Below are 24,560 nucleotides of genomic sequence, written 5' to 3'. Positions count from 1 at the left end.
GCACGGCACTGTCGGTCATACGCCAACTTCACGGCAAGCCCTGGCGGCTTTTCGGCATGCATCCAGGCATGCACGGGCTTCAGGCCACCTCCTCGAACGGCAGGCCCACATAGTTTTCGGCAATGTTCACCAACCCCGCTGGCGAAGTCAGGAAGTACTCACGGTCGGCCTCCTGCATCTTCTGGTCCCAGGCGTCCTTGTGGCTGCCGAAATCATGCAGCAGCTGGGTCATGAACCAGCTGAAGCGTTCGCCCTTCCACACCCGACGCAAGGCCAGCGGCGAATATTGCTGCAGCAGCTCGATGCGCCCTTCGCGGTACACCTTGAGCAGGATGCGGTATAGATAGTTGACGTCCGAGGCCGCCAGGTTCAGGCCCTTGGCCCCGGTGGGCGGGACAATGTGCGCGGCGTCGCCGACCAGGAACAGATGACCGTACTGCATTGGCTCGACCACCAGGCTGCGCAGCGGCGCAATGCTCTTCTCCAGGGCCGGGCCAGTCACCAGGCGCGCCGCGACGTCTTCGGGCAGGCGTGACTTGAGCTCATTCCAGAAGCGTTCATCGGGCCACGCTTCCAGCTGATCTTCCAGCGGGACTTGCAGGTAGTAGCGGCTGCGTGTGAGCGAGCGCTGGCTGCACAGCACGAAGCCGCGTGGATGGTGCGCGTAGATCAGCTCGTGATTGACCGGCGGGGTATCGGCCAGCAGGCCCAGCCAGCCAAACGGGTAGACCCGCTCGTACTGCTTGAGTACACCGTCGGGGATGCTCTGCCGCGAGACACCGTGGAAGCCGTCACAACCGGCAATGTAGTCGCAGTCCACGCGGTGGACCTGGCCGTCCTTCTCGTACGTCAGGTAGGGCCGCTCGCCCCTGAGTTCGTGCGGCTGGACATTGCTCGCCGAGTAGATGGTCGGCGCTCCACTGGCTTGACGCGCCTGCATCAGGTCACGTGTCACTTCGGTCTGGCCGTACACCATCACCGTCTTGCCGCCGGTCAGGGCCTTGAGGTCCAGGCGCTGGCGACGCCCGCCGACCAGCAGCTCGACCCCTTCATGAACCAGCCCTTCGCGGTCCATGCGCGCAGCCACGCCGGCTTCGCGCAGCAGGTCGACGGTACCTTGTTCCAGCACCCCGGCGCGGATCCGACCCAGTACATATTCCGGGGTCTGGCGTTCGACGATCAGCGTCTCGATACCGGCATTGTGCAGCAGCTGGCCCAGCAGCAGGCCAGACGGGCCTGCACCAATAATTGCAACCTGAGTGTTCATTGTTGTTGTCTCTGTGCGGACGACACCGGCCCCGGACTGGCAGTGAGGCGGCATCTGCTGTTAGGGTTTGCCTTTGCATTTTTACTGGCAAAAACCGCTGTAAAGCTGTGCTATTCCATGCATAACCTGCACTTTTACAAAAATCGTTCGATTAACGGACAGGCACTCCCGCATGAAATCTCCCCTCTCAAGCGTCCCGGTGTTCACGCTGTATGGCGGAAACCAGGCCTGGCCCGGCAACGACCTGCTGCACTGCGAACCGATTGAGGCGCGTAGCCGCCTGCACCACTGGGAAATCAAGCCACACCAGCATGCCGAACTGTTCCAGCTGCTGTACGTGCAGCGCGGCCGGGCCGACGTAGAGATCGAGGGGTTACGCAGCACCATCGGCGAAGCGGCGATCCAGGTGGTGCCGCCGCTGACCGTGCACGGCTTTCGCTTCAGTGCCGATATCCAGGGGCATGTACTGACTTTCGGTACGGCGCTGGTAGCGAACCTGGAGCAGCGCCTGGGCGCGCCACTGGCGGTACTGGCAAAAGCGGCGTGCTACCCGTTGGGCCAGGACCGTGGGCGCTTGCGCAGCCTGATCGACACCCTGCAGCAGGAGTACCAGGGCAACGCCCCGGCACGGGCAGCACTGCTCGAGGCCTTGGTGACGGCGCTGATGGTATGGATCAGCCGCCGCCAGCAGTCAGGGCAGGCACCACGCAACCGCGATGAGCGTGACCGCCACTTGCTGGGGCAATATCTGCGCTTGGTCGAGGCGCATTATCGCGAGCACCTGTCGGTGGAGGAATTTGCCGCGCGGCTGAATATCCCGAGCCTGCAGCTGAACCAGCTGTGCCGTGCGCTGAGTGGGCAAACTGCGTTGCAGGTGGTGCACCGGCGGTTGCTGCTGGAGGCGCGGCGCAATCTGGTCTACACGCGGATGAGTATCGGCCAGTTGTCGGATAGCCTGGGGTTCACCGACCCGACGTACTTTGCCCGCTGGTTCAAGCGCTTGAGCGGGCAGACCCCCAATGGCTATCGGCGGGCGGCACAGCCAGACTGAGGCAGGCGCGCACCGACGACGCATCTGCGCCCCTGCTTGACGTAAACGTCAACCTGACGTCAGGATAGCCGCATACACCACGCCGAGCCCCAGCATGAGCACCCAGACCTACAGCATCTCCGACCTGTCCCGTGAGCTGGACATCACCACCCGCGCCATCCGCTTCTATGAAGAGCAGGGCCTGCTGAGCCCGGAACGCCGCGGCCTGGAACGGATCTATTCGGCCCGCGACAAGGTCAGCCTGAAACTCATCCTGCGCGGCAAGCGCATCGGCTTTTCCCTGGCCGAATGCCGCGAGCTGATCGAGCTGTACGACCCGTCCAGCGGCAATCTCAAGCAGCTCAACAGCATGCTGGCGAAAATCGCCGAGCGCCGTGCCCAGCTGGAACAGCAGATGCTCGACATCCACCAGATGCAACTGGAACTGGATACCGCCCAGGAGCGCTGCGAACAGGCCCTGGCCGCCACCCTGAACAACAAAGACAACCGCTGAACGCCACAGGAAACCCGCCATGCCCTTGCCCAAACACGTCCGCCTGGTCGAAGTCGGCCCCCGCGACGGCCTGCAGAACGAAGCCCAGCCCATCAGCGTCGCCGACAAGGTACGCCTGGTGGATGACCTTACCGAGGCGGGGCTGGCCTATATCGAAGTGGGCAGTTTCGTCTCGCCCAAGTGGGTGCCGCAGATGGCGGGCTCCGCCGAGGTGTTCGCCGGCATCCAGCAGCGCCCGGGGGTCACCTATGCCGCGCTGGCGCCGAACCTGCGCGGTTTCGAAGACGCCGTGGCCGCAGGGGTGAAGGAGGTCGCGGTATTCGCGGCTGCCTCCGAAGCGTTTTCACAACGCAACATCAACTGCTCGATCAGCGACAGCCTCAAGCGCTTCGAGCCAATCATGGAAGCGGCCCGTAACCACGGCGTGCGCGTGCGTGGCTACGTGTCGTGCGTGCTCGGCTGCCCCTATGAAGGCAAGGTCAGCGCCGAACAGGTCGCCCCGGTGGCGCGCGCCCTGCACGACATGGGCTGTTACGAGGTTTCCCTGGGCGACACCATCGGTACCGGTACGGCCGGTGATACCCGGCGCCTGTTCGAGGTGGTCTCGGCACAGGTACCACGCGAGCAACTGGCCGGGCACTTCCACGATACCTATGGCCAGGCCCTGGCCAACGTGTATGCCAGCCTGCTCGAAGGCATCCGTGTTTTCGACAGCTCGGTAGCCGGGCTGGGCGGCTGTCCGTACGCCAAGGGGGCGACTGGCAATATCGCCAGTGAGGATGTGGTGTACCTGATGCAGGGGCTGGGTATCGAAACCGGCATCGACCTGGACCGGCTGATTGCCGCCGGCCAGCGCATCAGCGGCGTGCTGGGCCGCGACAATGGGTCGCGGGTGGCACGGGCGCGCAGCGCGCACTAGGTCATACGGGTGTCACAGAGTTGTGGGTGAGTGTTACCGCCGCCACGTTTTGCAGCGAAAAATCGGGTAACAGGGAAACAAATCAGCAGATTTTCAGGCCTGGCGATTTTCACAGAAATCGCTAACTTGTTGATTTGAAAAGCTTTTTAAAAGTTGGCACGCACCCTGCTATATCTTTCGTACAAAAACAAAAAGAATGTGACACCCAATAAAAACAACAGGTAACGGCTCTGACATAACAAGAACAACACGGCAGAGACGCAGCAAGCAGATTTTTTTGGAGTCGACACGCTTTTCAGGGGTACGCCCCGCGGTCTGGCACAGAACAATAAAACTACCTCCAGGTAGCGGCAGCCAGGTTCGGATCAGCCATGATGAAAGCGGGTCAGCGCTCAAAAAAATACGTTTGCTCTTGACCCCGCATGGGGGTCGCCCGCAACACCCGGACAGGCTGACAAAAACAACAACAGGCCGGTCCCAATAATAAAAAAGAGCAGGCAACAACGCTTTGAGGGGAGCTTCGGCTCCCCTCAGTGCTTCCTGCCTTCCTCCTCTTCCTGCTTGTTCTCGTCCTGCCCTTCCAGTTTTTCCACCAGCAACGGCATCGTACCCAGCACCAGCAGGGCCAGCACCGTGCTGATCACCGCCGTGGCCTCGCGGCCCATGCCGGCGGCCGTGCCGATGGCGGCAGTCATCCACAACCCGGCTGCTGTCGTCAGGCCTTTGACATGGCTGGGGTCCTGGCCGTTACCTTTCAGGATGGTGCCCGCGCCGAGAAAGCCGATGCCGGCGACGATCCCCTGGATCACCCGGCTCAGGGCATCTTCCTCGGCACCGGCCATGCTCGGTGCCAGCACGAACAGCGCGGCCCCCAGCGACACCAGCATATGCGTGCGCACGCCCGCCGACTTGCCCTTGTGTTCGCGCTCGAAGCCGAGCACGGCACCGAGCAAGGCGGCCATCAGCAGGCGCACGAGGATCTGGGTGACCTCGCGGGTATCGGTGATATCGGCGAATTCGGCCTGGATTGCTTGCCAGATGAGGTCCATTGCGCTCGTTCCCATGCCTGCCATCTGCAAAGGTTGACCGCCATACCCAGCGCAAAGTGCCGCTGAACCGGCCAATGCAGCAACCCACTCGATTCCGTGGTCCACCCTGTAACCGCCGCCGGAGGATCACCCCATGCCCGTTGAAATCGACCCAACCACCCGCCGCTGCACCCTCGTTGGCGATGACCTGCGCATCGAAGGCGATGGCCCGGCCATCGAGATCATCACCGATGAACAGTTGCGCATGTCGGTGGCCTTGCTTGCCGGCCAGCGCGTGCCGATCACCGAAGCCGAGGCCGATGCGCTGACCGTAGCGGGTGCGGTAGATAGCCGCAGGCATCTGAAAGCCAGCGCGCCTGGCTCGGTAATCTAGGGCCTGGCGGGGCGAGCCGGGCAATCTGATACGGTTTTTATCGGGAAACCTGAGCCTGTGCTGATAACAGGCCCAGGGCCATAGTGTGCGTGCCTGATCGAGGCCTGATGAGCACCGAGCCATGACCGATAGAATCCTTCTCACAGAGATCGCCGCCGCCCCGGCCAGCCCCCGGCCACGACGCAACGACAGCGGCATTCACACGCGCAGCTTCAGCGGGTTGTACCGCAACCTGCGCATCGGCTTCGCCGGCGCCTTGTTCGTGCTGTTCTTCGGCACCGCCTGGCTGGACTGGGAGGGTCGCCAGGCCGTGCTCTGGGACCTTGCTGACAGTAAGTTCCATATCTTTGCCGCCACCTTCTGGCCGCAGGACTTCATCCTGCTATCGGCCCTGCTGATCATCTGCGCGTTCGGCCTGTTCGCCATCACCGTGTTTGCCGGCCGTGTATGGTGCGGCTATAGCTGCCCCCAAAGCACCTGGACCTGGCTGTTCATGTGGTGCGAAAAGGTCACCGAGGGCGACCGCAACCAGCGCATCAGGCTGGCCGCCGCCCCCTGGAGCCTGAACAAACTGGGCCGCCGCGTGTTGAAGCACAGCCTGTGGTTGGCCATCGGCCTGCTCACCGGCCTGACCTTCGTCGGCTATTTCACGCCGATTCGCCCATTGGCCGCAGAGCTGTTCGGCTTGCAACTGGGGGGTGTGGCGCTGTTCTGGGTACTGTTCTTCACCGCCGCCACCTACATCAACGCCGGCCTGCTGCGCGAAGCAGTGTGTCTGCACATGTGCCCCTACGCGCGCTTCCAGAGCGTGATGTTCGACAAGGACACCCTGGCAGTCGCCTATGACCCGCGTCGTGGCGAAGCCCGTGGTCCGCGCAAGAAAGGCAGCGACGCCCGCGCCCAGGGCCTGGGGGACTGCATCGATTGCACTTTGTGCGTTCAGGTATGCCCCACCGGCATCGACATCCGTGACGGTCTGCAGATGGCCTGCATCGGTTGCGCGGCCTGCATCGACGCCTGTGACGAGGTCATGGACAAGATGGGTTACGCCCGTGGCCTGATCGGCTACAAGTCCGAACACAGCCTGCAAGGCGGCAGCACCCATTGGTGGCGCCCGCGCCTGCTGGGTTACGCCGCCGCGTTGGTGGTGATGCTCGCAGCGCTGGTGCTGGCCGTGCAATTGCGCCCGATGGTATCGCTGGACGTGATCAAGGACCGCGGCCTGTTCCGCGAAAATGCCCAAGGCCAGATCGAGAACATCTACCTGCTCAAAGTCATCAACAAGACCGAGCGTGCCCGGCACTATCAGGTGCGCCTGCTGGACGCCGACGGCTTCAGCTTGCAGGGCAAGACTGCCTTCACTGTCGCGGCCGGCGACATGAGCGAGGTGCCGGTGTCGGTAGCGCTTCTGGCCGAGCGCCCGGCCAGCAGCTCGCAGACCCTGAGCTTCGAAATCAGCGACCACGACGACCCCGGCATCCGCAGCGTGGCCCACAGCCGCTTCGTCGCGCCACTGAACCGTTGATCCCTTACACTGACCCCACCTTGCCTGCCAGGCTTCGACAGAAGGCCAGAATGAAACGCTACGAACGCTTTGCCGACGACATTGCCGAACTGATCCGCTCCGGGGTGCTGGGCCCGGGCGAGCGTGTGCCCTCGGTGCGCTATGCCAGCCAGACCCACGGGGTCAGCCCGTCCACCGTGTTCCAGGCCTATTACCTGCTGGAACGGCGCGGCCTGATTCGCGCGCGGCCGCGTTCGGGTTACTTCGTCAATGCCTACGCCCCGCGCCAGTTCAGCGAGCCGCAGGCCTTGCAGCCGGTCAGCGAGTCCACCGCTGTCGACGTCAGCGCGTTGGTGTTCTCGATCCTCGACTCGATCAAGGACCCGAACACCGTGCCGTTCGGTTCGGCCTTCCCCAGCCCCGAGCTGTTCCCGCTGCAACGCCTGTCGCGTTCGCTGGCCAGCGCCAGCCGCAGCATGGACCCGCGCATGGTGGTCACCGACCTGTCGCCAGGCAACCCGCAGCTGCGCCGGCAGATTGCCTTGCGCTACATGGTCGGCGGGCTGATGTTGCCGATGGAGGAACTGCTGATCACCAACGGCGCGCTGGAAGCATTGAACCTGTGCCTGCAGGCGGTTACCCAGCCCGGCGACCTGGTGGCGATTGAGGCGCCGGCTTTCTACGCCTGCCTGCAGGTGCTGGAGCGGCTCAAGCTCAAGGCGGTGGAAATCCCCGTGCATCCGCGCGAAGGCATGGACCTGGACGTACTGGCGCAGACCCTGGAAAAACATCCGGTCAAAGCCGTGTGGTGCATGACCAATTTCCAGAACCCGGTGGGCGCCAGCATGCCGGAAGCGAAAAAGCAGGCACTGGTAGCGCTGCTGGCCCGGCATCAGGTGCCGTTGATCGAAGACGACGTGTATGCCGAGCTGTACTACGCCCAGCAAGCGCCCAGACCGGCCAAGGCCTTCGACAGCGAGGGCCTGGTGATGCACTGTGGTTCGTTCGCCAAGAGCCTCGCGCCCGGCTACCGTATCGGCTGGGTGGCGGCCGGGCGTTTTGCGCAAAAGATCGAGCGCCTGAAACTGATGACTTCGCTGTGTGCTTCGATGCCGGCCCAGGCCGCCATCGCCGACTACCTGCAGCACGGCGGCTACGACCGCCACCTGCGCAAGCTGCGCTACGCCCTGGAAGGCCAGCAGGCCAACATGCTGGCGGCCATTGCCCGCCACTTTCCGGCACAGACACGGGTCAGCCAACCGTCCGGCGGCTACTTCCTGTGGCTGGAACTGCCCGAGCAGATGGATGCCCTGAAGCTGTTCCACATGGCCCTGGCCCAGGGCATCAGCATCGCCCCCGGGCCGATCTTCTCGCCTACCCGGCGCTTCGGCAACTGCATCCGCCTGAACTACGGCAGCCCCTGGCATGAAGATGCCGAACGGGCCATGGAGACGCTGGGACGGATTATCCGCTCGTTCTGATGGCTGATGGCCCAGTGGGCGGCTATAGTTGGCCGATCCGTTCACCGGGGCTTCGCCATGCAACCAGACACGTTCCCGTCACTGGCTCAGTTGCAGGCGCGTGTCGCCGAACTGGAGGCACGCCTGGCCGAGGGCGACGACACTGCACAGGCCAACAACCGGTTGCTGGGCGAATTGCTCGATAACAGCCGGGCCAACGTGTTCGCCGCCGACCGCAAGTTGCGCCTGGTGGCGATCAACCGGACAGCCCGGGAAACCTTCGAACGTTATCGTGGTTTCGTGCCGCAAATCGGCGATTACGTGCCGCAGTTCCTGGTCGACCAGCCCGATCTCATGGACCGCCTGGCACCGGTGTGGCCCCGCGTGCTGGCCGGCGAAGCCTTCATCGATACCATCACGCTCGGGACAGCCGACGCGCCACGGCATTACGAAATCCGCTACCACCCGTGGCGCGACGCCCTGCAACAGATCCAGGGCGGTTACATGTTCGCCTTCGACATCACCGAGCGCGTGGTCGAGCAGGAGCGCCTGCGCCAGACCGAGGATGCCCTCCGCCAGGCGCAGAAGATGGAAGCCGTGGGCCAGTTGACCGGGGGCATTGCCCACGACTTCAACAACCTGTTGGGTAGCCTGCTGGGCTCACTGGAACTCGCCAGGCAACGCCTCGGCCAGCAACGTCTCGCCGATGCCACCCGCCTGCTCGAACTCAGCCACGACAATGCCTCGCGCGCCGCAGCCCTGGTGCAGCACCTGCTGGCTTTTTCGCGCCGGCAAGCCCTGCTTCCGCAAGCGCTCGATGTGCATGCACTGGTCGCCGACATGCACGACCTGGTCCGCAGCGCGACCGGCCCGCACATCGACTTCCAGGACCACACGCTGGCCGCGCAATGGCCGATCCATGTCGACCCGCAACAGCTGGAAAACGTATTGCTCAACCTGTGCATCAATGCCCGCGATGCCATGCCGAGCGGCGGCACCCTGCGTATCGCCAGTGCAAATACCGATCTCACGGCGGCCGAGGCCAGGCGCCTGGACCTGCCGCCGGGCCGCTATCTGCACATTCGCGTCGAGGACTCCGGCATGGGCATGTCCGACGCCGTGCTGCAGCGTGCCCTCGAACCTTTCTTCACCACCAAACCACTGGGCCAGGGCACCGGCCTGGGGCTGGCGATGGCTTATGGCTTCGCCCGCCAGTCCGCCGGGCAGTTGCTGATCGATAGCGTTGCCGGGGAAGGTACCTGCGTACACCTGTATTTTCCCCAGGGTCGACACACGGACAGCGGCGCCAACTTTGCAGCTGTCGCCACCCATGCACAGCCCGAGAGCCCGCAGGCGCGTCGGATCATGCTGGTGGAGGACCAACCGGCGCTGCGCCTGGTGCTCGTCGAAGTGCTGACGGAACTGGGCCATGAAGTGCGGGCTCTGGAGGATGGTCGCCAGGCCCTTGAGGCAATGCGCCAAAGCCCGCCACCAGACCTGCTGGTCGCGGACATCGGCCTGCCCGAGGGAACCGATGGTTACCAGCTTGCCGCGGTGTACCAGGAGCTGGTGAAAGACGCCCCGGTATTGCTGATTACCGGTTACGACATTGCCGGCACGCTACCCATGGCGCGGCTCGGCGGGCGCATCGAACTGCTGGCCAAGCCATTCACCCTGCAGTCCCTTGGCGAACGCATCAACCGCCTGCTAGAGGTTGACCCGCAGCCACGCTGAGCGGCTATTCGTGTGCCGGTGAACGCGCTAAAGTCTGGGCGGTACCTTTTGTCGGATGTCGGCATGCCTCAACGTGAACTGCTCAACCTGCGCCAACAAGTCGAAGACCTGCAACGGCACAATGCGCTGCTGGAAGCACGCCTTTCCAGCCTTCAGGACCACGGCCAGGACTTCTACCGTTCGCTGTTCGCCACCATGGACGAAGGTTTCTGCATCATCGAATTCTTCGACGGCCCGCACGGCCCCCTCAGTGACTATGTGCACGTGCTGGCCAATGCCGCCTACGCCAAGCATGCCGGCATTGCCGATGTGGTGGGGCAGAAGCTGCGCGAAATGGTGCCCGACGAGGCGGATGATTGGGTGGCACGCTATGGCGCTGTGCTACGCACGGGCGAACCGCTGCATTTCGAGCAGGAACTGGTGGCCACCGGGCGCGTGTTATCCATTACCACGTTCCGCGTAGAACCTGCCGAGAAGCGCCAGGTGGCCGTGCTGTTCAAGGACGTGACCGAACGGCGACGGGCAGAACAGGCCTTGCAGCGCCTGAACCAGGAGCTCGAGCAACGGGTCAGCACCGCACTGGCAGAGCGCAGGCTGTTTGCCGAGTTGGTCGATCACAGCATGGTCAACGTGCACGTGATCGGCAAGGACATGCGCTGGCTGGCTGTAAACCGGCAGGCCAGGCACGACTTTCGGCTTCTGTACGGGCAAACACCGCAAGTCGGCGATTACATGCCCGGGCTGATCAACCACGATTACACCGGGCAGACGCCGATCCTGCCATTGTGGCAACGCGCGCTGGCGGGCGAGCAGTTCATCGCGACAGGCGCCTTTGGCCAAGCGCCCGGGCAACGCCACTATGAGCTGCGCTTCAACGCCCTGCGTGACCATGAAGGCGAAATCCAGGGCGCTTATCTGTTCGCCTATGACATCAGTCAGCGGGTGCAGGAGCAGGAACGTCTGGCCAAGGCCGAAGAGGCCTTGCGCCAGGCACAGAAAATGGAAGCAGTAGGCCAGCTCAGCGGCGGCATCGCCCACGACTTCAACAACCTGCTGGGCGGCATCCTGGCTGCCCAGGACCTGATGCGCCAGCACTTGCAACAGTCGCGCTTCGATAGCCTGGAAGGGTTGCTGGACCTGTCCAGCGGCTCGGCGCAGCGGGCTTCTTCGCTGGTGCACCGGCTGCTGGCGTTTTCCCGCCAGCAGACCCTGCAACCTTGTGCCACGCAGGTCGCCACGCTGGTGGCAGGCATGGAAGAGCTGCTGTGCCGCACCATCGGCCCGTCCATCAACCTGACCAGCCGCTTTCCCTGCCAGCTGTGGCCAACGTTCATCGACCCGCCGCAACTGGAAAGCGCCCTGCTCAACATCTGCATCAATGCCCGCGACGCCATGCCTGACGGTGGCGCGATCGACATCCACGGTGACAACCTGGTGCTGGACGACGAGCAGGCCCGCGCAGTGGAGCTGCCAGCCGGTGAATACGTGCGGCTGAGCATTGTCGACAACGGCAACGGCATGGCGCCTGAGGTAGCCGAGCGCGCAGTGGACCCGTTCTTTACCACCAAGCCCATGGGCCAAGGCACTGGCCTGGGCTTGTCGATGACCTACGGTTTCGTGCGGCAATCCGGCGGTCAGCTACGGCTATCGTCGACGCTTGGCGAAGGTACTCGCATCGAGCTGCTGCTACCGCGCCACCACGAGCAACCTGAGGCGCCGGCCGCCGTGCCAAAGCGCACGCTGCCAGAGCAACGCAGCACGAACGCGCAGCGTATCCTGCTGATCGAAGACCAGCTCGCCTTGCGCCTGGTGGTCTGCGAAGTGCTGGAGGAACTGGGTTATCGGGTCGATGCATTCGACAACGGCCCGGCCGCCCTCGCCTACCTGCAGGACGGCGAGCGGCCAGACCTGCTGCTCAGCGACATCGGCCTGCCGGGTGGCCTGAATGGCCGCCAGGTGGCGGAACGGTGCCGCGAGCGTTACCCCGAGCTCAAGGTGCTGTTCATCACCGGCTACGACGAAAGCGCAGCGCTCACCGACGGCCAGTTGTTGCACGGCACGCTGGTACTGACCAAGCCGTTCGAGCTGCAGGTGCTGGCCGAACGGGTACGCACGCTACTGGATAGCTGAGCGGCGGGCTCAGCGCCCACCACCCAGGTCGACGAAGCTGCCGGTGGAATACGAAGCCTTGTCTGAAAGCAGCCAGAGAATGGCCTCGGCGACTTCCTCGGGGCGCCCGCCACGGCCCATGGGCAAGCCGGGTTCAAGTTTGCTGACACGGTCGGGGTCGCCGGAAAGCGCGTGGAAGCCGGTATGGATATAGCCCGGGCGAACGCCGTTGACCCGCACGCCCTCGCCTGCGACTTCCTTGGCCAGGCCAATGGTGAAGGTGTCGAGTGCGCCTTTGGAGGCGGCGTAGTCCACGTATTCGTTGGGCGAGCCCAGGCGTGCGGCCACTGACGACACGTTGACGATGGCCCCGCCCTGCCCGCCGTGTCGACGCGCCATGCGCAGCAAGGCGTGCTTGGCACAGAGCATGGGGCCGACGACGTTGGTTTTCATGACCTTGAGCAGGCGAAATTCGGACATGTCCTCGAACCGGCTCTGCTGGCCAATGGTGCCGGCGTTGTTGACCAGCGCGGTGACCGGGCCAAGTTCCTGATCGACGCGCAGGAACAGCTGGATGACTTCATCTTCGACGCTGGCGTCGGCACGCACGGCAATGGCCTCGGCACCCAGGGCACGAACCTGATGGAGGACATTCTCCGCGGCCTGGTCGTCGGCGTGGTAATTGATGCAGATGCGGTAGCCCTGGCGGGCGGCCAGCAGCGCTGTGGCGGCGCCGATGCCACGGCTGGCACCGGTGATGACGATGACGTTCTCCATGGATTTGCCGAAGGTTGCAAAAGGGAGGTCCGACAATAGGGGAAAAGACACGATGTGGGAACAGCAAGGGGGGGATGGTGCTCGATATCCGCACCGCCCAACGTCACAAGCCAAGCCCCCTCGCCCGTCAATGCCCCGCCGACGCCGGCCCCGCCTTGGCGGTAAAGGGCGGCTTGGCAAACCACACCAGCAGGATCAACCCGGCAAACACCCAGGTCATCAGGGTGAAGTAGTCCACCGTCGACATCATGTAGGCCTGGCCGTTGAGCATCTGCTCCAGCTGGGCATAGCTTTGCGGGCTGGCCCCGCCGAGCTGCTCCAGGGTATGCCGTGTCGCCGGGTCGAACTGGCTGATATGTTCGCTCAGGTAGGCATGGTGCTGGTCCGCCCGGCGAATCCAGATCCAGGTCGTCAACGACGCCGCAAAACTCCCACCCAGGGTCCGCAGGAAGGTCGCCAGCCCGGAGCCATCGGCAATCTGGTGCGGCGGCAGGTCGGACAGCAGGATGCTCAAGGTCGGCATGAAGAACAGTGCCACGCCGATACCCATGAACAGCTGCACCAGGGCCACGTGCTGGAAGTCCACCTCGCTGGTGAACCCGGCGCGCATGTAGCAGCTGGTACCGATCGCCAGAAATGCCAGCCCCGCCAGCACGCGCAGGTCGAAACGGTGCGCATACTTGCCCACGAACGGCGACATGATCACCGGCAACAGGCCGATCGGCGCCACCGCCAGGCCGGCCCAGGTGGCGGTGTAGCCCATCTGCGTCTGCAACCACTGCGGCAGGATCAGGTTTATGCCGAAGAACCCCGCATAGCCGCCGACCAGCACCAGGGTACCGACCCGGAAGTTGCGGTGCACGAACAGGCGCAGGTTCACCACCGGGTGGCGGTCGGTCAGCTCCCAGATCACGAACACCGCCAGGAACACCAGCGAAATCAGGCTGCCGGTGACGATGAACGACGATTCGAACCAGTCCAGGTCGTTGCCTTTGTCGAGTACGACCTGCAAGGCACCGACGCCAATGATCAGCGTCAGCAGGCCGATGTAGTCCATCGGCTGGCGGCTGGTGACCACCGGCCGACTGCGCATCTGCTGGCGCACCACGGCGGCGGCGAACAGGCCGATGGGCACGTTGATGAAGAAGATCCACGGCCAGCTGTAGCTGTCAGTGATCCAGCCGCCGAGGATCGGCCCGGCAATCGGCGCCACCACCGTTACCATCGCCAGCAACGCCAGGGCCATCCCGCGCTTGGCCGGCGGATACACCGCAATCAGCAACGTCTGGGTCATCGGGTACAACGGCCCGGCCACCACGCCCTGCAACACGCGAAAACCGACCAGTTCCGGCATCGACTGGGCAATCCCGCAGAGGAACGACGCCAGCACGAACAGCAGCGTGGCCCAGATGAACAGCTTCACCTCGCCAAACCGTCGGCTCAGCCAGCCGGTGAGTGGCAAGGCGATGGCGTTGCTCACCGCGAACGAGGTGATGACCCAGGTACCCTGCTCGTAGCTCACCCCGAGGTTGCCGGAAATGGTCGGCAAGGCGACGTTGGCAATGGTGGTGTCGAGCACCTGCATGAACGTCGCCAGCGACAGGCCGATGGTGGTCAGCAGCAGGCTCGGCGGGGTGAACTGGGCCGCGGTGGTATTGCTCATCGCTGCGCCGTCTTGCCGTTGGCGCTGTTTTCGTGGATCAGCCGGGCGATCAGGTTGTCGGCTTCGACCAACTGGCGATCATAAATCTGCGTGGTATAGCTGGCCTGCTGCGGTGGCTGCTGGGCCAGTGCCGGGCCGCTCTGGTCATGCAGGTCGACCTCGACCACGGTGGACAGGCCGATACGCAGCGGGTGCTCCTTGAGCTGGTCGGGGCTGAGGTGAATGCGTACCGGCACGCGCTGGACGATCTTGATCCAGTTACCAGTGGCATTCTGCGCGGGCAACAGGGCGAAGGCACTGCCGGTGCCGGCGCCGAGGCTGTCGACCGTGCCGCTGTACTTGACCTCGCTGCCGTACAGGTCGGCGCTGATCTGCACCGGCTGGCCGATGCGCATGTCGCGCAGCTGGGTTTCCTTGAAGTTGGCATCGATCCACACCTGGTCCAGTGGAATCACCGCCATGGTCGCGGTGCCAGGCTGCAGGCGCTGGCCCAGCTGCACGGTACGCTTGGCGACGTAGCCGGTCACCGGCGCGACCAGGGTGGTACGGGCGTGGTCGAGGTAAGCCTGGCGCAGGTCGGCGGCAGCCGCCATCACCTCGGGGTGCGAGGACACCACGGTGTCGTCGACCAGCGCACTGCTGGTACTGAGTTGCTGACGCGCGCTGTTGACCGCGGCCTGGGCCACGCTCAGGTCATCGCGGGCATGGGACAGCTCTTCAGCGGCAATCGCCCCGCTGTCGGCCAGCACCTTGCGCCGGTTGAAGTCCTGCTGGGCCTTGCGCAATTCGGCCTGGCGGGTTTCCAGCTGGGCCTTGAGCGAGTCGACGTTGCTGTACAGCCCGCGTACCTGGCGCACACTGCGCGCCAGCCTGGCTTCGGCGGACTGCAAGGCCACTTCGCTGTCGGCCGGGTCGAATTGCAGCAGCACCTGGCCAGCATGCACCAGGTCGCCGTCATCGGCGCCGATGCTGGTGACCGTACCGCTGACCAGCGGCGTGATTTCCACCACGTTGCCGTTGACATAGGCATCGTCGGTGCTTTCGTGCCAACGCCCGACCAGGCTGTACCAGGCCCAGGCGCCTGCGGCGGCCAGGATCACCAGCAACAACAGGCCAAGCAGCCAGGCCTTGCGCTTGCGCGAGGGCTCGGGCGGTGCGGAGGTAGACGGGGTGTCTGCGGAAGTGGCCATGACAGTACCTTGGAAAATGCGTGACAGGGTTCAGCGATCGCCGAAGCGGCGGATCGTCAACGGGTCGCCGGCAGCAAGCAGTACCTTGGCCAGCAGGCCCTCCAGGGCCTTGAGTTCTTCGGCGTCCAGTGCGCCGCACAATTCGTTCATGGCGGCGGCGCCGATTTCCGGCAGCCGGTCGGCCAGGCGCTGGCCGTCGGCGGTCAATGCCAGGCGCACCTGGCGACGGTCGTCGGCGCAGCGGTTGCGCACGATCAGTTCCTTCTGCTCGAGGCGGTCGAGCATGCGCGTCATCGAGCCGCTGTCCAGGCCCAGGTAGCGGCACAGTTCGGCCGGGGTATCCACCTGGTACTGGGTGACGATGATCAGCACCTTGAACTGCGCGGCGGTGACGCCCTCTGATTCGAGGTGCCAGTCGAGGATGCGGTCCTTGAGGATCGCCGCGCGGCCAAGCAGCATGCCGATGGCGCAGGTCTGGAAGTTGTCTGGGGTGAAATGGGCCATCAGCGACTGCTCGGGTAAGTGTGTAAAAATATTACTGCTTAGGCAGTGAATGTCAAAGCTTTGATTAGGTTGCTATGTAAAAATTTAACATTTGGCTCTTCCGCGCGATCCCTGTGGCAGCGGGCACGCGCGCCCACAGGGGTTCGTTACGCTGTTATCGTCGAGCTTGCAGACCCAACGCCTCGACCGCCCCGCAGGCAATGGCCATGCCCACCAGTTCTGCCAGGCTGCCGGCGTGCAACCGCTTCATCACCCGCCCCCGGTAAAGATCAACGGTTTTCACGCTGATGCCCAACTGCTCGGCAATCTCACGGTTGCTCAAGCCCTGCGCCAACGGTACGAACACGTCGCGCTCGCGTGGCGTCAGGGCATCGATACGCGCCTGCACCTGAGCCAGCGCCTGATCGTCCTGGCGCGCCCGCCCGGCGTGTTCCAGCGCAGCCTGCACGCTGTCGAGCAGCAACTGATCGTTGTACGGTTTTTCGATGAAATCGCAGGCACCGCTCTTGAACGCCCGCACCACGATCGGCACATCGGCATGGCCACTGACGAAAATCACTGGCAGCGCCAGGCCGCGTTCACGCATCGCCTGCTGCACCGCCAACCCGCCCAGCCCCGGCATGCGCACATCCAACAGCACACAGGCAGGCCCATCATCAACGCAGGCGTCAAGAAACGCCTGCCCGCTGGCGAACGGCAGGGCCTGCAAACCTACCGACTGCAGCAGCCACACGGTCGAATCCCGCATGCCCTGGTCGTCATCGACCACATACACTTTCGCTTGCACTGCGTTTCCCCTTATCCCCTGCTGACCGCCAGACGGCAGCACAGCACCAGACCACCCTTGTCACCGGGCCGCGCCCACAGGCTGCCGCCAAAGCCTTCGATCAGGCTGCGGCTCATGCTCAACCCCAGGCCCAGGCCATCGGCCTTGCTGGTGGTGAAAGGCGTGAAGATTTCGTCCAGCTGCCCGGGGGCTACGCCTGGCCCCTGGTCGGCCACTTCCACCAGCACGCCGTCACCATCGCGCGCGGCGCTCAGCAGGATACGCGACGGCCGCTCGCCGTGCTGCTCGCGGTTGGCCTCGATGGCATTGCGCAGCAGGTTGAGCAGCACTTGCTCCAGCAATACCCGGTCGGCGTACACCGAGGGCAGCTGCCCGCTCATGCGCAGTTCGACCAGCACCTGGTCGCGCGCGGCTTCCCAGGCACACAGGCGCATGGCTTCACCGGCCACCTTGGCTACGTCCAGCGCCTGCAGGCGGCGCGGCCCCTTGCGCAGGAAAGCACGCAGGCGGCGGATCACTTCGGCGGCATGGGTGGCCTGCTCGCTGATGCGCTGCAGGCCCTGCCCGACCCGCTCGCGCGCCTGCGGGTCGTGCGCCACGCCCCGCAGGTAGCGCTGGCTGGCATTGGCATAGTTGACCACGGCGGCCAATGGCTGGTTGATCTCGTGGGCGATACCTGAAGCCAGCTCGCCCAGGGTGGCCAAGCGGGCACTGTGCGCCAGGCCCTCCTGGGCCTCGATACGCAAGGTGATGTCGCGGGACACGCTGACCACCTCCACCACCGCGCCGGTGTAGGTTTCGCGGATCGCCCGGCTGGCAATTTCGAACCAGCGGTAGCCGCCTGCGGCCTGGCGCACCCGGCAGGTCATGGTGTGGTAACCGTCCTGGTCCAGGGCCGCCGCGGCCTGACGCAGCACCTGGCGACGTTCGCGCGGGTGCAGCAGGCTGTACACGGCCATGCCGCGCAATTGCTCGGGCCACAGGCCGAGCAGGCGGAATGCCGCCGGCGAGGCATCGAGAAAACGGCCATCAGGACTGTGCCGGGAGATCAGGTCGGTGGTGTTCTCGATGATCAGCCGGTACAGGCGCCGGGCGCGGCTGGCTTCGCGCGCACCGTGGCGCTCGTCGCTGGCATCGCGGCAACGCGCCAGCACGTGCTGGCCCTGATCGTCGGGAATGAAGTGCCACAACACGATGCGCTCGCCGATCTGCACCTCGACGTCGGCAATTGCCCGGCGTTGGCGCAGGCAGGCGCGCACCAGGGCGGCACAGTTGGCCGGCAGCCAGCTGGCCAGTGCGGGACCTTCATCGAGCCACGCCTGCATCGCCGGGTTTAGCGCCAGCGGCCTGGCATCAGCGGCCAGCATCAGGCTGGGCTGGGGGTCCTTGGCGAGCAAGGGGTAGGCAGTCTTGTCCAAAGTGAACGGCTCGTTGTTATAGTAGTTTTACTATATTGCTATAGTCGATATTCCTAATACCATAGCGACTCGCGTAAAAATCCGCCAAGGGTAGCGGCTCAACATCCGCCACCCTGCACCCTGAACAGAGCTAACAATCAGCCACCGGGGGTCCAGCGCACTGGCTGCGCCTGCCTCCCTTACAGGACTACTGCATGTCGATCTATGCCCAGGGCCTGATGCCCGCAGCCGTCAACCATGTCGCCCTCACCCCGTTGAGTTTCATCGAGCGCACCGCTGCCGTTTACGGCAACTACCCCGCAGTGATACACGGAGCCATCCGCCGCAACTGGCAGGAAACCTACCAGCGCTGCCGACGCCTGGCCAGCGCCCTGGTGGGCCGGGGTATCGGCCGGGGCGATACCGTGGCAGTGATGTTGCCGAACATTCCGGCCATGCTCGAGGCCCACTTTGGCGTGCCCATGACCGGCGCCGTGCTCAACACCCTGAACGTGCGCCTGGACGCCGAGGCCATCGCCTTCATGCTGCAACATGGCGAGGCCAAGGTGCTGATTACCGACCGCGAGTTCCACACGGTCATCGAGGCTGCCCTGGCCCTGCTCGAACACCCGCCCCTCGTGGTGGATGTGGATGACCCGGAGTTCGGCGAAGGCCGTGCGCTCAGCGAGCTGGACTACGAGGCCTTCCTCGCCGAAGGCGACCCGGAATTTGCCTGGGAATGGCCGGACGACGAGTGGCAGGCGATCTCGCTCAACTACACCTCCGGCACCACCGGCAACCCCAAGGGCGTGGTCTACCACCACCGCGGCGCCTACCTGAATGCCCTGGGCAACCAGATGACCTGGGCCATGGGCCATCGCCCGGTGTACCTGTGGACCCTGCCGATGTTCCACTGCAACGGCTGGTGCTACCCGTGGACCATCACCGCGCTGGCTGGCACCCACGTGTTCCTGCGCCGGGTCGACCCGCAGAAGATCCTCACCCTGATCCGCGAAAACCGGGTCAGCCACCTGTGCGGCGCGCCGATCGTGCTCAACGCCCTGGTCAACATGCCCGAGGCGGCCAAGGCGGCCATCGAGCACCCGGTACAGGCCATGGTCGCCGGCGCCGCGCCTCCCGCCAAGGTGATCGGCGCCGTGGAGGAAATGGGCATACAGGTGACCCACACCTACGGCCTGACCGAAGTCTATGGCCCGGTGACCGTGTGCGCCTGGCATGACGAATGGGACCAACTTGCGCTGGAAGACCGCGCGCGGATCAAGTCACGCCAGGGCGTGCGTTACCCGACCCTTGATGGCTTGATGGTCGCCGACCCGCAGACCCTTGAGCCGGTACCGCGCGACGGCAATACCCTGGGCGAGATCTTCATGCGCGGCAACACCGTGATGAAGGGCTACCTGAAAAACCCCGAAGCGACCGCGCAAGCCTTCCGTGGCGGCTGGTTCCACACCGGCGACCTGGCCGTGTGGCATGCCGACGGCTATGTCGAGATCAAGGACCGGCTCAAGGACATCATCATCTCCGGCGGCGAGAACATTTCCACCATCGAGGTCGAGGATGCCCTGTACAAGCACCCCGCCGTGCTGGAAGCCGCGGTAGTGGCTCGCCCGGACGAAAAATGGGGCGAAACCCCGTGCGCCTTCGTCGCCCTCAAGCCGGGCCGCGAAGACACCCGCGAAGCCGACATCACCGGCTGGTGCCGCGAGCACCTGGCCGGGTTCAAGGTACCGAAGACCGTGGTGTTCGGCGAACTGCCGAAAACCTCCACCGGCAAGATCCAGAAATACGTGCTGCGCGACCGGGCCAAGGCCCTCTGAAACCCTGGCGGCCTGTTCGCGGCTTTACCCGCGAACAGGCCAGCCCTGATTGCCCAACCTTTCGAGAGTCCCGCGATGACTACCTATACCGCCCCCCTGCGCGACATGCGCTTCGTCCTGCATGATGTGTTCAACGCCCCTGCCCTGTGGGCGCGCCTGCCTGCCCTGGGCGAGCGCATCGACGCTGAAACCGCCGATGCCATCCTCGAGGAAGCGGCCAAGGTCACCGGCCAGCTGATCGCCCCGCTCAGCCGCAACGGTGACGAGCAAGGCGTGCGCTTCGAGGCCGGCACCGTCACTACCCCCGACGGCTTCCGTGAGGCTTGGCACACCTACCGCGAAGGCGGCTGGGTCGGCCTGGGTGGCAACCCTGAGCATGGCGGCATGGGCATGCCGAAAATGCTCGGCGTGCTGTTCGAGGAAATGCTCTATGCCGCCGATTGCAGCTTCAGCCTGTATTCGGCGTTGAGTGCCGGCAGCTGCCTGGCGATCGATGCCCACGCCAGCGAAGCGCTGAAGGCCACCTACCTGCCGCCCCTGTACGCCGGGCGCTGGGCCGGCACCATGTGCCTCACCGAGCCCCATGCCGGCACCGACCTGGGGCTGATCCGCAGCCGCGCCGAACCCCAGGCCGACGGCAGCTATCGCATCAGCGGCAGCAAGATCTTCATCACCGGCGGCGAGCAGGACCTGACCGAGAACATCATCCACCTGGTGCTGGCCAAGCTGCCCGATGCACCAGCCGGTGCCAAGGGTATTTCGCTGTTCCTGGTGCCCAAGTACCTGGTCGAGGCCGATGGCAGCCTGGGCAGACGCAACCCCGCCCATTGCGGCTCGGTCGAACACAAGATGGGCATCAAGGCCTCGGCCACCTGCGTGATGAACTTCGACGGCGCGGTCGGCTACCTGGTGGGTGAGCCGAACAAGGGCCTGGCCGCGATGTTCACCATGATGAACTACGAACGCCTGTCCATCGGCCTGCAGGGTATCGGCTGTGCCGAAGCGTCCTACCAAAGCGCCGCCCGCTATGCCAATGAGCGCCTGCAAAGCCGCGCCGCCAATGGCCCGCAGGCCAAGGACAAGGTGGCTGACCCGATCATCCAGCACGGTGACGTGCGGCGCATGCTGCTGACCATGCGCACCCTCACCGAAGGTGGCCGGGCTTTCGCCGCCTACGTTGGCCAACAGCTGGACCTGGCTCGCTACGCCGACGACGCCGGCGAACGCGAGCACGCCCAACGCCTGGTGGCGCTGCTGACACCGGTGGCCAAGGCGTTCTTCACCGACAACGGCCTGGAAAGCTGTGTGCTTGGCCAGCAGGTGTATGGCGGCCATGGCTACATCCGTGAATGGGGCCAGGAACAGCGCGTGCGCGACGTGCGCATCGCCCAGATCTATGAAGGTACCAACGGCATTCAGGCCCTTGACCTGCTCGGGCGCAAGGTGCTGGCCGACGGCGGTCAGGCACTGGCCAGCTTTGCTGCCGAGGTACGCGCCTTCAGCCTCGACGCGCCGCTGTACCGTGAAGCCCTGCAAGCGAGCCTGGCACGGCTGGAGGCGACCAGTGCCTGGCTGCGCTCGCGGGCCAGCGAGGAGCCCAACCTGGTCAGTGCCGTGGCGGTGGAATACCTGCAACTGTTCGGGCTGACCGCGTATGCCTACATGTGGGCGCGAATGGCTGCGGTGGCGTTGGCCAAGCGTGACGAGGATGGCGCATTCCATGAGGCCAAGCTGGCGTGCGCGCAGTTCTACTTCCAGCGGGTGCTACCGCGTGGCCTGGGCCTGGAGGCGAGTATTCGCGCAGGCAGCGCCAGCCTTTATGGGCTGACCGCCGAACAATTCTGATCGCCCGGCCCGGCGGGACTGCAAGGGTACCCCCCCCCCCCGCGGTTCTGCCGCGAAGGGTTCTCAAACGCTGGAAATCCATTGCCAATCCGATGAAAAACCGGCACAACTGGGAGTCACTCGCTATTGCCTCGGTTCTCGGCAGCCCTGCGCCAAGGGTAGAATGCGCAAAACCCGGAGCCGCAATGAACCACGACCGCCACCCCCCCAGCCCAGACGATGCCATTACTGACGCCGCCGCGCACTGGTGCATGCGCCTGCACGCCGAGGATTGCACGGTGGCCGAGCGTGAGGCGTTCAACCGCTGGCTGTCGGCCAACCCGCAGCATGCCGAGGAATACCAGGCAATGCTGGAGATCTGGCAAACCGCCGACCTGCTGCCACGCAACGCCACCGTCATCGACTTCAACCCGCCCGTTCAGCGGCAGGCACGCCCGCGCCGCTGGCGGCCCCTGGCGTCTGCTGCCGCCATCGCCCTGGCGGTGCTGCCGCTGGCTGGCTGGCTGGGCTGGGAACAAGGCTGGCTGCCCAACCACTACCAGCACTTCGCAGTCGGCGAGCGCATGCAGACCGTGGAACTGAGCGATGGCAGCACGGTGCAACTCAACCTCAATACCGAACTCACCTTCCTCAACTACAAGGACCAGCGCCAGGTCACGCTCAAGCGTGGCGAGGCGTTTTTCAAGGTACGCCACGACAGCAGCCACCCGTTTATCGTGCATGCCGGTCGTGGCCAGACCCGTGTCACCGGCACCCAGTTCAACGTATGGAAGTACCAGGACCAGGTCAAGGTCACGCTGGTGGAAGGTTCGGTACTGGTGTCCAGCGACGGCAACGACGGAGGCTACCGCCTCGGCCCGGGGATGCAGGCCAGCTATCGCCTGGGCGATTTCGAACCGCAACTGCAACAGAGCGGCGATTACGCCAACAGCCTGGCCTGGCGTGAGGGCAAACTGGTGCTCGAAAACCTGAGCCTGGCCCAGGCGCTGCCAATGATCAACCGTTACCTCGATACACCGCTGCTGCTGGCCGATGCCAGCACCGGGCGCATTCGCATCAGCGGTATCTACAACACCCGCGAGGTGGGGCGCCTGGTCAACAACCTGCCCAAGGTGCTGCCGGTCTACCTGACCCGCAGCAAGGATGGCAGCACCGTGCTCAACCGCATCTCGCCGCCACCCGACAAGGGCTGACGCCCACCCTGCCCTACAGCGTCATCGCCGCCAGCCAGCCGAACGCCAGCAGCGGCAGGTTATAGTGGATGAAGGTGGGTACCACGGTGTCCCAGATGTGGTGGTGCTGGCCGTCCACGTTCAGCCCCGAGGTCGGACCAAGGGTCGAATCCGAGGCCGGCGAACCCGCGTCGCCCAGTGCGCCTGCAGTGCCCACGATGCACACCGTGGCCAGCGGGTCGAAGCCCAGTTGCACGCACAACGGCACGAAGATCGCTGCCAGGATCGGTACGGTGGAGAAGGACGAGCCGATACCCATGGTCACCAGCAATCCCACCAACAGCATCAGCAAGGCACCGATACCCTTGCTGTGGTTGATCCACTGCGCCGAGGTTTCCACCAGGCTTTTCACCTCGCCGGTGGCTTTCATCACATCGGCGAAGCCCGAGGCGGCGATCATGATGAAACCGATCATGGCCATCATCTTCATGCCCTCGGTGAACAGGTCGTCGGTGTCTTTCCAGCGCACGATGCCCGACAGCGAGAAGATCAGGAAGCCGACCATGGCACCGATGATCATCGAGTCCAGCCACAACTGGACGATGAACGCTGCGGCAATGGCCAGCCCGGCCACCAGCAGGGTCAGCGGGTTGTACTGCACGCTCACCTGTTCTACCTGCTCGATGCGCGCCAGGTCGTAGTCACGCTTCTTGCGGTAGCTGACAAATACCGCCAGCAACAGGCCGGCGAGCATGCCGGCGGCTGGAATGGCCATCGCGTGGGTGACATTGACGCCGTTCACATCGACGCCCGCGCGGGCGACGTTGGCCAGCAGGATTTCGTTGAGGAAGATGTTGCCAAAGCCCACCGGCAGGAACATGTATGGGGTAATCAGGCCGAAGGTGATGACGCAGGCGATCAGCCGGCGGTCGATGCGCAGGCGGGTCAGCACATAGAGCAGCGGCGGCACCAGCAACGGGATGAAGGCGATGTGGATGGGCAGGATGTTCTGCGACGACACCGCCACTGCCAGCATCAGGCCGACCAGCAACCATTTGACCTTGCCGCCATTGGCATGACCCTGCCGCTCGATCATGCCCAGGGCGCGGTCGGCCAGGGCGTGGGCCAGGCCGGACTTGGCGATGGCCACGGCAAAAGCGCCCAGCAGCGCATAGGACAGGGCCACCGTGGCGCCGCCGCCCAGGCCACCATTGAAGGCCTTCAGCGTCCCCTCGATACCCAGACCGCCCACCAGGCCACCGGCCAAGGCGCCAATGATCAGGGCGATGACCACGTGCACGCGCGACAGGCTGAGTATCAGCATGATGCCGACCGCGGCGATCACTGCATTCATGGTTGGTTTACCTCATTGCGACAGAAAAAAAGCGCGAACTCTGAAGCAGTGGGCGACAGAAGTCAAAAGCGCCA

The 24,560-nt window shown here is 64.6% G+C and carries 20 protein-coding genes; 11 read left to right on the top strand and 9 right to left on the bottom strand.

Translation table 11 applies throughout. From position 1 onward, the window contains the following. Positions 1 to 79: 79 nt before the first annotated feature. Entirely contained in the window at positions 80 to 1,267 is a 1,188-nt protein-coding gene (gene pobA / locus QSV36_RS14120) for a 4-hydroxybenzoate 3-monooxygenase (RefSeq protein ID WP_289132496.1), read from the bottom strand. Between the two features lie 172 nt (positions 1,268 to 1,439). On the opposite strand from pobA, the gene QSV36_RS14115 reads away from it, so the two are divergent. The 3 genes from QSV36_RS14115 to QSV36_RS14105 all read left to right on the top strand — a co-directional run bounded on the left by QSV36_RS14115 (position 1,440) and on the right by QSV36_RS14105 (position 3,730). Further along, positions 1,440 to 2,318 (top strand): helix-turn-helix domain-containing protein, encoded by an 879-nt coding sequence (locus QSV36_RS14115; RefSeq protein WP_289132494.1) that lies wholly within the window; start codon positions 1,440 to 1,442, stop codon positions 2,316 to 2,318. Between the two features lie 94 nt (positions 2,319 to 2,412). Then, positions 2,413 to 2,811, top strand: coding sequence for a MerR family transcriptional regulator (locus tag QSV36_RS14110; RefSeq protein ID WP_013972930.1), 399 nt, complete (start codon positions 2,413 to 2,415; stop codon positions 2,809 to 2,811). A gap of 19 nt (positions 2,812 to 2,830) precedes the next feature. Next, the gene (locus QSV36_RS14105) at positions 2,831 to 3,730 is read left to right on the top strand and encodes a hydroxymethylglutaryl-CoA lyase (RefSeq protein ID WP_289132493.1); all 900 of its coding nucleotides are present in this window, start codon (positions 2,831 to 2,833) and stop codon (positions 3,728 to 3,730) included. A 530-nt stretch (positions 3,731 to 4,260) separates the two neighbouring features. Here the strand turns inward: QSV36_RS14105 and QSV36_RS14100 are convergent. After that, on the bottom strand, positions 4,261 to 4,779 hold the full coding sequence (locus QSV36_RS14100; protein ID WP_289132492.1) for an MgtC/SapB family protein: 519 nt from the start codon (positions 4,777 to 4,779) through the stop codon (positions 4,261 to 4,263). A 133-nt stretch (positions 4,780 to 4,912) separates the two neighbouring features. Between QSV36_RS14100 and QSV36_RS14095 the strand changes: the two genes are divergently transcribed. From QSV36_RS14095 to QSV36_RS14075, 5 genes are all read left to right on the top strand, one after another. Further along, the gene (locus QSV36_RS14095; RefSeq protein ID WP_289132491.1) at positions 4,913 to 5,152 is read left to right on the top strand and encodes a DUF3203 family protein; all 240 of its coding nucleotides are present in this window, start codon (positions 4,913 to 4,915) and stop codon (positions 5,150 to 5,152) included. A gap of 121 nt (positions 5,153 to 5,273) precedes the next feature. After that, entirely contained in the window at positions 5,274 to 6,677 is a 1,404-nt protein-coding gene (ccoG, locus tag QSV36_RS14090; protein WP_289132490.1) for a cytochrome c oxidase accessory protein CcoG, read from the top strand. Positions 6,678 to 6,727: 50 nt separating this feature from the next. After that, positions 6,728 to 8,137, top strand: a complete 1,410-nt coding sequence (gene mapR, locus QSV36_RS14085; RefSeq protein WP_289132489.1) for a GntR family transcriptional regulator MpaR — start codon at positions 6,728 to 6,730, stop codon at positions 8,135 to 8,137. A gap of 57 nt (positions 8,138 to 8,194) precedes the next feature. Next, on the top strand, positions 8,195 to 9,850 hold the full coding sequence (locus QSV36_RS14080) for a PAS domain-containing hybrid sensor histidine kinase/response regulator family protein (RefSeq protein WP_289132488.1): 1,656 nt from the start codon (positions 8,195 to 8,197) through the stop codon (positions 9,848 to 9,850). Positions 9,851 to 9,913: 63 nt separating this feature from the next. Next, entirely contained in the window at positions 9,914 to 11,980 is a 2,067-nt protein-coding gene (locus QSV36_RS14075) for a PAS domain-containing protein (protein ID WP_289132487.1), read from the top strand. Positions 11,981 to 11,989: 9 nt separating this feature from the next. Here QSV36_RS14075 and QSV36_RS14070 read toward each other — a convergent pair whose 3' ends face one another. From QSV36_RS14070 to QSV36_RS14045, 6 genes are all read right to left on the bottom strand, one after another. Continuing rightward, positions 11,990 to 12,736 carry an SDR family oxidoreductase gene (locus QSV36_RS14070; protein WP_289132485.1) on the bottom strand — a complete coding sequence of 249 codons (747 nt, stop codon included), beginning with the start codon at positions 12,734 to 12,736 and terminating at the stop codon, positions 11,990 to 11,992. A gap of 127 nt (positions 12,737 to 12,863) precedes the next feature. After that, positions 12,864 to 14,399, bottom strand: a complete 1,536-nt coding sequence (locus QSV36_RS14065; RefSeq protein ID WP_289132484.1) for a DHA2 family efflux MFS transporter permease subunit — start codon at positions 14,397 to 14,399, stop codon at positions 12,864 to 12,866. Continuing rightward, positions 14,396 to 15,589, bottom strand: coding sequence for an HlyD family secretion protein (locus QSV36_RS14060; protein WP_289132482.1), 1,194 nt, complete (start codon positions 15,587 to 15,589; stop codon positions 14,396 to 14,398). The genes QSV36_RS14065 and QSV36_RS14060 overlap by 4 nt, the downstream gene beginning before the upstream one ends. Positions 15,590 to 15,619: 30 nt before the next feature. Then, complete coding sequence (locus QSV36_RS14055; RefSeq protein ID WP_225777527.1) at positions 15,620 to 16,093, bottom strand: MarR family winged helix-turn-helix transcriptional regulator; 474 nt, start codon at positions 16,091 to 16,093, stop codon at positions 15,620 to 15,622. Positions 16,094 to 16,247: 154 nt separating this feature from the next. Beyond that, positions 16,248 to 16,880, bottom strand: coding sequence for a response regulator transcription factor (locus QSV36_RS14050; protein WP_289132480.1), 633 nt, complete (start codon positions 16,878 to 16,880; stop codon positions 16,248 to 16,250). Between the two features lie 11 nt (positions 16,881 to 16,891). Beyond that, on the bottom strand, positions 16,892 to 18,298 hold the full coding sequence (locus tag QSV36_RS14045) for a sensor histidine kinase (RefSeq protein WP_289132478.1): 1,407 nt from the start codon (positions 18,296 to 18,298) through the stop codon (positions 16,892 to 16,894). 194 nt (positions 18,299 to 18,492) lie between these two features. On the opposite strand from QSV36_RS14045, the gene QSV36_RS14040 reads away from it, so the two are divergent. From QSV36_RS14040 to QSV36_RS14030, 3 genes are all read left to right on the top strand, one after another. Continuing rightward, positions 18,493 to 20,115 (top strand): acyl-CoA synthetase, encoded by a 1,623-nt coding sequence (locus tag QSV36_RS14040; protein WP_289132476.1) that lies wholly within the window; start codon positions 18,493 to 18,495, stop codon positions 20,113 to 20,115. Positions 20,116 to 20,190: 75 nt separating this feature from the next. Continuing rightward, positions 20,191 to 21,960, top strand: a complete 1,770-nt coding sequence (locus tag QSV36_RS14035; protein WP_289132474.1) for an acyl-CoA dehydrogenase C-terminal domain-containing protein — start codon at positions 20,191 to 20,193, stop codon at positions 21,958 to 21,960. 185 nt (positions 21,961 to 22,145) lie between these two features. After that, positions 22,146 to 23,153, top strand: a complete 1,008-nt coding sequence (locus QSV36_RS14030) for a FecR family protein (RefSeq protein ID WP_289132472.1) — start codon at positions 22,146 to 22,148, stop codon at positions 23,151 to 23,153. A 13-nt stretch (positions 23,154 to 23,166) separates the two neighbouring features. Here QSV36_RS14030 and QSV36_RS14025 read toward each other — a convergent pair whose 3' ends face one another. Beyond that, positions 23,167 to 24,486: a Na+/H+ antiporter family protein gene (locus tag QSV36_RS14025; protein WP_289132470.1), complete on the bottom strand. Its 1,320-nt coding sequence runs from the start codon at positions 24,484 to 24,486 to the stop codon at positions 23,167 to 23,169. Positions 24,487 to 24,560: the final 74 nt, after the last annotated feature.

Origin of the sequence: Pseudomonas sp. BCRC 81390 (genome assembly GCF_030341915.1) — a bacterium.
In the GTDB taxonomy this organism is placed as follows: Bacteria; Pseudomonadota; Gammaproteobacteria; order Pseudomonadales; family Pseudomonadaceae; genus Aquipseudomonas.
The sequence above is the reverse complement of the archived record's forward strand: the minus strand, read 5'-3'. Positions and strand labels throughout refer to the sequence as shown.